Source organism: Micromonospora echinofusca (assembly GCF_017614955.1).
GTDB lineage: Bacteria > Actinomycetota > Actinomycetes > Mycobacteriales > Micromonosporaceae > Micromonospora > Micromonospora echinofusca_A.
This window is the reverse complement of sequence record NZ_WVUH01000381.1, coordinates 1-6,337: the sequence shown is the minus strand read 5'-3', so window position 1 is coordinate 6,337 and position 6,337 is coordinate 1. Positions and strand designations below refer to the sequence as shown.

The 6,337-nt window shown below is 72.7% G+C and carries 5 protein-coding genes; 4 read left to right on the top strand and 1 reads right to left on the bottom strand.

Features of this window, described 5'->3' with window-relative positions:
• Positions 1-263 precede the first annotated feature (263 nt).
• The 4 genes from GSF22_RS28950 to GSF22_RS28935 all read left to right on the top strand — a co-directional run bounded on the left by GSF22_RS28950 (position 264) and on the right by GSF22_RS28935 (position 5,866).
• Entirely contained in the window at positions 264-2,582 is a 2,319-nt protein-coding gene (locus GSF22_RS28950; RefSeq protein WP_244454323.1) for a glycosyl hydrolase family 95 catalytic domain-containing protein, read from the top strand.
• Positions 2,583-2,849: 267 nt separating this feature from the next.
• Positions 2,850-3,536 (top strand): hypothetical protein, encoded by a 687-nt coding sequence (locus GSF22_RS28945; RefSeq protein WP_208817043.1) that lies wholly within the window; start codon positions 2,850-2,852, stop codon positions 3,534-3,536.
• A gap of 81 nt (positions 3,537-3,617) precedes the next feature.
• On the top strand, positions 3,618-4,031 hold the full coding sequence (locus GSF22_RS28940) for a hypothetical protein (protein ID WP_208817041.1): 414 nt from the start codon (positions 3,618-3,620) through the stop codon (positions 4,029-4,031).
• Between the two features lie 326 nt (positions 4,032-4,357).
• Complete coding sequence (locus GSF22_RS28935; RefSeq protein WP_208817039.1) at positions 4,358-5,866, top strand: methionine--tRNA ligase; 1,509 nt, start codon at positions 4,358-4,360, stop codon at positions 5,864-5,866.
• Positions 5,867-5,930: 64 nt separating this feature from the next.
• On the opposite strand, the gene GSF22_RS28930 is transcribed toward GSF22_RS28935, so the two are convergent.
• The coding region (locus GSF22_RS28930) for a hypothetical protein (protein WP_244454322.1) at positions 5,931-6,337 on the bottom strand (407 nt) is incomplete at its 5' end.

Here is a 6,337-nt window from a genome sequence, read left to right as displayed (position 1 = left end):
CGCCCAAAAGCAGTGGGGCAGACCTGAGCCTCTACGCCGTCCTGCGGCAACTGCAGTACCTACTCGCGACCTGGCTCGGGTTCTGCCCTCTCTGCCACCAACTCGTCCCAACCTAACAAAGCACTACTAGGCACTCCCACAAAGTTCCACAATGGACACGCTGACCGTCGGAGCACGGACGTGGACCGCGACGCCGGTCGGCGGTGCGGGGCTTCTACGGTTGACCGGCACGACGCGACGTCGACCAGAAGGAGCGCCCGACGATGACGGAAGCCATGCCGGCGTCCGCTCACCGCATCTGGGACACCGTCCCGGCGGCCCGGTGGGAGGACGCCTTCCTGTCCGGCAACGGCGAGTACGGGATCATGGTGTCCGGTGCGCCGTACGCCGAGCGGATCGTGGTCAACCACCACCGCTTCGTCCTGCCCAACGGCACCCGGCACGCCCGTCCGCCGCAGCTCGCCGACCGGATGCCCGAGATCCGCGAGCTGATCCTCGCCGGCCGGCGGACCGAGGCCAGCGCACTGCTCACCGACGGGCGCGAGCTGCGCTGGACCCAGTCGTTCCATCCCGGGTACGCGATGACCATCGACGCGACCGGGGAGCAGCCCGGCGGCGGCCCGACGGGGTACCGACGCAGCACCGACTTCACCACCGGCGAGGTGGTCGTCGAGTGGGATGGCGGCTCCCGTCGGGCGTTCGTCTCGCGGGCCGACGCCGTCGTGGTGACCCACGTCGACATGGTCGGCTACGTCGTCGGGCTCACCGGTGACCTGCCCGGCCGCCCCGACGAGGTGCGCTACGAGACCGGCGCGTACCGCCGGGGTGACCGGATCTTCCTGCGGATCCGTGGGCTCTACCCACCGGGGGGTGACGGCGCGTACGGCTTCGAGGGGCTGACCCTCGTGCAGGGCGCGGCGGAGATCGTCGGGGACCGGGTGGCGGTACGCGGACCGGCCCTGCTGACCACGGTGTTGGACCGGCGCGACGACGACCGCTGGCGGACCGGGGAACTGGAGCAGCGGCTCGTCGGGCTGCCGAGCCTGGACTACGGTGCACTCCTGGCCCGGCACACCGCCCGGCACACCCCGATGTACCGGCGGGTCAGCCTGGACCTCGGCGTACCGGAAGCGGAGCGGGGCCTGCCGGTCGGTGAGCTGATCGCCCGGCAGAACGCCGACCGCAGCCGACTCCTGCCGGCGCTGCTGGAACGGCTGTTCCACTCCGGCCGGTACCTGACGATCAGCGCCAGCGGGGTGCTGCCGCCCCGGCTGACCGGTCTGTGGCTCGGCGCGTGGGGTGCGGCGTGGGCCGGTGACTTCACCACCGACGCCAACCTCAACCTCCAGCTCGCCGGGGCCAACATCGGTGCCCTGCCCGAGGTGACGGCGGCGCACGCGACGCTGGTCCGGGGTCAGGTCGACGACTGGCGGCGCAACGCGCAGGCCGTGTACGGCGCACGGGGACTGCTCGCGCCGGGGCGTACCGACGGCGAACACGGGCACCTGTTCCACTTCGACGCCGACTGGCCGTGGGCGGCCTGGCTCGCCGGCGCGGACTGGCTGCTGTACCCGCTCTGGGAGCACCACCTGGTGACCGGCGAACCGCTGGGTGAGGTGGCCGGCTGGTTGGCCGAGGTGGCGGACTTCTTCGCCGACTTCCTCACCGTCACCGACGACACGGGCACCCTGGTCGTGGTGCCGTCGTTCTCGGTGGAGACCGGCCCGGCCGACGGCGCCGGCCGACCCGTCTACCTGGCGGTGAACGCGACCATGGACGTCGCCGCCGCCCGGCACGCGCTGGCCACCGCCGCCGAGGCGGCCGGTGTCGAGCCGAGCGCCGTCGGGGCGGCCGACGTCGCGGCGAGCGCGGCGGCGGGCAGCGTCGACCGGTGGACCGGGCTGCGCGAGCGGCTGCCGGCGTACCGGGTCGACGGGCGGGGCGCGCTGGCCGAGTGGGTCTGGCCGGGGTACCACGCCGACGAGGAACACCGGCACGTCAGCCACCTCTACCCGGTCTGGCCGCTGGACGAGATCAACCCCGACGACACGCCCGACCTGGCGGCGGCGGCCCACCGGGCCCTCGTGCTGCGCGGCGACGAGAACCTCTCCGCACACGGCAGTCTGCACCGGGCGCTGGTCGCCGCCCGGCTGCGCGACGCCGGGCTGGTCGGCGCGAACCTGCTCAAGATCGTCGGCAACGACATGTTCTTCCGGTCGCTGATGAGTTCGCACAACCCGGATCTGGAGATCTACAACGCCGACGCGGCGCACACCCTGCCGGCCGTGCTCATCGAGGCGCTCGTGCACTCCCGGCCGGGTCTGGTGTGGCTGCTGCCCGCCGTGCCGGTCGGCCTGGACCGGGGCGCCATCCGGGGAGTGGCCTGCCGGGGCGGCGTGACCGTCGAGGAACTCGCCTGGGACGCCGACGGCCTGCGGGTACGGCTGCTCTCGGCGGTCGGTCAGCGGGTGGTGGTACGCAGCCCGTACGGCGAGACGACCGTCGACCTGGTTGCCGGGGTGGCCACCGGGCTGACCCGGCCCCGACCGGACGGTCCCCCGGGTCCGGCCCGCCGACGGTAGACCGGCGCACAGCTCGGCGAACCGGCGGGTGGCCGCCTGCCCGGCCCGGTGCGGGTCGGCGGTCGTGGCGCCGGGCGGTGTATGCGACCACCGGAGGCGACCTCGAACCGGAGGTCGGGCCGGGACCGGCCGGTGACGGTCAGGCCCAGACCACCGGTCGTCGCGTACAGGTCGATCCGACGCTTCCGTGGATCGTAGGCGGTCACCGGGGATGGCGGCGCGGGCACGAGCGGGCCCCGGATGCAGGCAGTGAATATGCTGCCGCGCATGGATGCCGTGCTGCTGCTCTGGATGGTCGGTTGCCCGGCGCTGGTGGCGCTCGTCGTCGCGGGCCTGGTCCTCCTCGCCGTGCAGGTCCGGAAGGAGGAGCGGGAGCGGCGCAACCGCTGGCAGCTCTGGGCCGCCCGGTACGGCTGGACCTATGCCGAGCGGCCCCAGGTCGACTGGACCGACCGGGTGCCGGGCCGTAACCGACGGGGCGTGCGGTTCGCGATGACCGGCATCCTGCACGGTCGCCCGGTCGAGGTGGCCGAGTACGCGTACACCACGTCTCACACCACGACCGACGCGAACGGCAGCAGCCAGACCACCTCGCACACCCATCCGTACGTGGTCTGCTCGGTGCTGCTGCGCCGCCCCTTCCCGCAACTGGCGGTGGTACCGCGTGACCTGCTGTCCAAGTTGGGTCGGGCGCTGTCGGGCAGCTACCCGGAGGCGATCGGGGTCGAGGCGTTCGACCGGCAGTGGCGGCTGGTGGCCGACTCACCGGCGGAACGTGCCCTGGTCGGGCCGGCTCTGGTCGCCGCGCACCTGGCCGGAGCGGCACCGGCGTGGAGTGTGCGCGGCACCCGGCTGATCACCTACCGCAGCGGTCAGCTGACCGAACCCGGCCCGGTGCGGCCGTTGCTCGACCCGCTGGTCGCCGTGGCCGACCTGCTGGAGCAGGGCCGCTGAGCCCGTCCGTCTCCGGGCAGGCGGTAAACCGTTGCCGGGTAACGGCTCCGCTCGTACGGTACTCCCGACAGCACGAACGAGATGTCGCCCGCCGAAGCCGGCATGGGGTACATGGCGTTGCTGCGCAACTTCGACGAGGCCGGCGTCGGCGACGAGGTGGCCGCCCGGGGTGAACGGGTCGACCTGCACGGCTTCGCCGACGGCGTGTTCCGGCACGGGGTGCGCGCCGGTGCGTCGGTGATCCGGGAGGTGGACCGGTTCGTGCGCCGGGTCGGCGAGGTGGGGCACGGTACCCGGATCGCCGACTCGATCCGGGCCACGTGGCGCGGTCACGGCCGGGTGATCGTCATCTCCGACATGCAGACGTTCGCGCCCGGGCGTGGTACCGGTGAGGTGACGGAGGCGGTACCCCGCTGTACGGGTTCAACCTGGGCGGGTACCAGCGGACCGCGTTCGACGCGGGTACCCCGAACCGGATCGAGTTCGGGGAACTGATCCACGCGACGTTCCGGATGATCCCGCTGATCGAGGCGGGCCGCGACGCCGACTGGCCGTTCTGACCGGCACGCCTGTCCCGGGACACCCCCGGGGCAGGCGTCCACCCCGCCGGGTCGGGAGCACGCGTCGCGGGTCCTATACCGAAGGCGACGGGACGGGGCTTCTGGCACCATGTGACGCATGCGACCGCACCGTCAGCGAATGATGCGCCCCTTCCCGGGGCTCCTCGGCGTGCGGTAGCACCGCAGCACCGTCCAGGCCCTGTCTTGCGGGGCCTGCTGCGTCGTCTCCCGCTCGGTCAGGGCGAACGAAAGGGGGAGACGATGACCACCGACGACCGGTTCTACGTCACGACAGCCATTCCGTACGTCAACGCGGCGCCGCACCTCGGGCACGCGTTGGAACTCGTGCAGGCGGACGTGCTCGCTCGGCACCGCCGGCTGCGCGGGCAACCCGTGCGCTTCCTGACCGGCACCGACGACAACGCGCTGAAGAACGTCACCGCGGCCCGCGCCGCAGGGGTGGACGTGCGGTCCTTCGTCGACCGCAACGCGGCCCGGTTCGCCGCCCTGCGCGACCCGCTGGCGCTGTCGTTCGACGACTTCGTCCGTACCAGCGTGGACGTGCGCCATGTCGCGGGGGTGACGCGGCTGTGGCGCGAGTGCGCGGCCGCCGGCGACTTCTACCGTCGACGCTACGCGGGCCGGTACTGCGTCGGCTGCGAGCAGTTCTACCGGGAGGCGGAACTGGTCGACGGGCGGTGCCCGGAGCACCTGGTGGCGCCCGAAGCGGTCGCCGAGGAGAACTGGTTCTTCCGGCTGTCCCGGTACACCGACCGGCTGCGGGACGTTCTCGAGACGGGGCAGGTACGCGTCGAACCCGCTGCCCGGCGTAACGAGGTGCTCGCCTTCGTGCGTGCCGGCCTGGCCGACTTCAGCGTCTCGCGGCCGGCCGCGCGTGCCGGCGGCTGGGGCATTCCGGTGCCCGACGACCCCGACCAGGTGGTCTACGTCTGGTGGGACGCGCTCACCAACTACGTCACCGCGCTCGGCTACGGCACTGACGCCCCGGACTACCAGCGGTGGTGGGTGGACTCGGCGGAGCGGGTCCACGTCGTCGGCAAGGGCATCGTCCGCTTCCACGCCGTGTACTGGTTGGCGTTGCTGCTGTCGGCCGGTCTGCCGCTGCCCACCGCCGTCTTCGTCCACGACTACCTGACCGTGGACGGGGCGAAGCTGTCCAAGAGCGCCGCCACCGCCGTCGACCCGACCGAGCTGGTCGACCGGTACGGGGTGGACGCCGTGCGCTGGTGGCTGCTGCGGGACGTGGCGCGGGTCGGGGACACCGACTTCACCGTCGACCGGTTGGTGCAGCGGGCCGACGGCGACCTGGCCAACGGGCTCGGCAACCTGGTCAACCGCACCCTGACCCTGGTGCACCGGTACCGTGCCGGGCGGGTGCCCGGCGCGACGCCGACCGGTGCGGCCACCCGCCTGGTCGAGGCGTACACCGGCCTCGCCGACCGCATCGACCACGCACTGCGCGACGTCGACTTCCGCGCCGCGACCGGCGCCCTCTGGTCGGTGGTCGACGAGGGTAACCGGCTGGTGGAGGCCGAACGCCCGTGGGAGCTCGCGCGGGCGGAGCATGCCGGGGACGGAACAGCCGGTCCACGGCTCGATTCGGTCCTGGCGGTCCTGGTCGGCGCGTGCCGGGCGCTGGCCACCGAGCTTGCGCCGTTCCTGCCCACCGGCGCGGCACGGCTGCGTGACCAACTGTTGTCCGGCGACCGCGTCGGCCAGCCGCACCCGGCCTTCCCGCGCCTGTCGTAGCGTGCAGATACCACCGGGCCGGACCCCGTGTGGGGTCCGGCCCGGTGTCGGTGGGTGTCGCGGGTCAGCTGTTCCAGTGCTCGGTGACGAGGTCGGCGGCCTGGGTCTCCCACTGGGCGTACGCCTCGGGGAAGGCCGAGACCTGTACGGCCTGCGCGGCGTAGGTCAGCGGCATGTCCTGCCAGCCGTTGACGTTCTTCAGGCCCTTGAGGAACGCGGTGGTCGAGTAGGCGGGGTCGGTGATCTGCTCGACGGTGCCCCAGCCGCTGGACGGGCGCTGCTGGAACAGGCCCTGCGAGTCGTGGTCGTTGCGGTCGCCCAGGTGGCCCAGGTTCTCCAGCTTGGACTCCTGGAGGGCGGTGGCGATGGCGACCACGGCGGCCCGCTCGTCCATGCCGGCCTTCTTGGTGGCCTCGACGATGGCCTTCGCGTTGGCCTTCTGCTCGCCGGTCAGCGGCACGGTCGACTGGT